Source organism: Microvirga sp. P4_G7, assembly GCF_056401005.1.
In genome coordinates this window covers 1-1,965 of the sequence record NZ_JBFUKD010000668.1, presented here as the reverse complement: position 1 = coordinate 1,965, position 1,965 = coordinate 1, and the positions used below count along the sequence as shown (strand labels likewise).

Here is a 1,965-nt window from a genome sequence, read left to right as displayed (position 1 = left end):
TCCGCTCGGCATCAAGGACCTGTTCTGCACCAAGGATGTGGTGTCGACAGCCGGCTCGAACATCCTGAAGACCTTCACTCCGCCTTACGAATCGACCGTCACACAGAATCTCTGGAACGACGGCGCCGTCATGCTCGGCAAGCTCAACATGGACGAGTTTGCCATGGGCTCCTCCAACGAGACCAGCGCCTTCGGGCCTGTGGTTTCACCCTGGCGCCGCGAAGGTTCGAATGTCAGCGCGGCATCGTCGGGTGCGATCGAGGGAACGCATCTGGTGCCTGGGGGCTCCTCAGGTGGCTCTGCAGCGGCTGTCGCCGCCCATCTGTGCCTTGCCGCGACGGCGACGGATACCGGCGGCTCGATCCGCCAGCCGGCGGCCTTTACGGGCACGGTCGGCATCAAGCCGACCTATGGCCGCGTCTCGCGCTGGGGCACCGTGGCATTCGCCTCGTCCCTCGACCAGGCGGGCCCCATCAGCCGCACGGTGCGCGATTCCGCGATCATGCTGCGATCGATGTCCGGGCCGGACGCCAAGGACACCACGTGCACCGATCTGCCTGTGCCAGATTTCGAGGCCGCGATCTCCCGCGGTGTAAAGGGCCTCAAGATCGGCATCCCGAAGGAATATCGCATCGACGGCATGTCGCCGGAGATCGAGAAGCTCTGGGGGCAGGGCGCGGAATGGCTGCGAGAGGCCGGGGCCGAGATCGTTGAAGTCTCATTGCCCCACACCAAATATGCGCTCCCGGCCTATTACATCGTCGCTCCGGCCGAGGCGTCGTCGAACCTCGCTCGCTATGACGGCGTCCGCTACGGCTTGCGCGTCCCCGGAAGGGATGTCGCCGAGATGTACGAGAAGACCCGCGCCGAAGGCTTTGGCCGCGAGGTGAAGCGCCGCATCATGATCGGCACCTATGTGCTGTCCGCCGGTTATTACGACGCCTATTACGTGCGAGCCCAGAAGATCCGAACCCTCATCAAGCGCGATTTCGAGGAAGTCTATGCGCAGGGCGTCCACGCGATATTGACGCCGGCGACGCCGACGGCGGCCTTCGGCATCGGGGAGAAGGGCTCGGGCGATCCCGTCGAGATGTATCTCAACGACATCTTCACGGTGACGGTGAACATGGCCGGCCTGCCGGGTCTCGCAGTCCCCGCCGGGCTCGATGCCCAGGGGCTCCCGCTCGGATTGCAGTTGATCGGCCGCGCCTTCGATGAAGAGACGCTGTTTGCCGTCGGGCAGGCGATCGAGGACGCCGCGGGGCGTATCAGCCTGCCGCAATCCTGGTGGAAGGCGTGACGCCTCCCTCCCTTCCGTTTCATGTCTGGATTGCAGGGGCCTTCGATCCGATTCTGATCGTCGTTGCGGTCTGGCTCGGCTGGAAGGCGACCCAGTTCGGCAAGGTGTTCATTGCGGCGATCGCCGCCCTTGCGGTGTCGGTCATCCTGTCGTGGGTCATCAGCAGCATCGGACTGCCTTGGGTCGCGCCGATCACACACGACACGCCGACCTTGTACCCGGTCCGCGTGATCGGGGCCTTCCTGTGGGCGTCGGGGGCCTATTTCGTCAGGCGGATTCGCGAGCGCTGACCATCCCCTCGGCGTCGAATGCGATTCCAAAAGCTTCTGTCAGGCCGGTTCGGCCGCTCGACGTGACGGACAGCGCGCGACTATCCTTGATCCTCTCGACCCAGCCGAGATCGAAACACCGGATGCACAAGGCAGCGCCGAGGCGTCCGCCGAGGTGAGGGCGCCGCTCGCTCCAATCGAGACAGGTTCGGCAGACGGGTCGACGGCTCTTGGAATCCTCGCCGGTTTGGACCCCGAAAGCTTGCAGGAACGTCTTGCCGCGGTCGGTCACGATCCCGGCCCCGTCGGCCAGGATGAGATTGTCCTGGGCGATGAGCGAATCCGCCAACGCCGTCCCCAATCGTCCCGCGAAATGGTCGTAGCAGGTGCGCGCGT

The 1,965-nt window shown here is 64.8% G+C and carries 2 protein-coding genes and 1 pseudogene; 2 read left to right on the top strand and 1 reads right to left on the bottom strand.

Annotated elements, in window-relative coordinates; translation table 11 throughout:
• Together gatA and AC1DT3_RS19335 are read left to right on the top strand one after the other, a co-directional pair.
• Nucleotides 1-1,300 (top strand): Asp-tRNA(Asn)/Glu-tRNA(Gln) amidotransferase subunit GatA (gene gatA / locus AC1DT3_RS19340; protein ID WP_477466838.1); only part of this gene is annotated, 1,300 nt, incomplete at its 5' end.
• Nucleotides 1,297-1,590 carry a hypothetical protein gene (locus AC1DT3_RS19335; protein ID WP_477466837.1) on the top strand — a complete coding sequence of 98 codons (294 nt, stop codon included), beginning with the start codon at nucleotides 1,297-1,299 and terminating at the stop codon, nucleotides 1,588-1,590. The genes gatA and AC1DT3_RS19335, both read left to right, overlap by 4 nt.
• Here the strand turns inward: AC1DT3_RS19335 and AC1DT3_RS19330 are convergent.
• A pseudogene (locus AC1DT3_RS19330) lies at nucleotides 1,568-1,965 on the bottom strand (ArsR/SmtB family transcription factor); the annotation flags it as partial. The gene AC1DT3_RS19335 and the pseudogene AC1DT3_RS19330 sit on opposite strands and share 23 nt — an antisense overlap.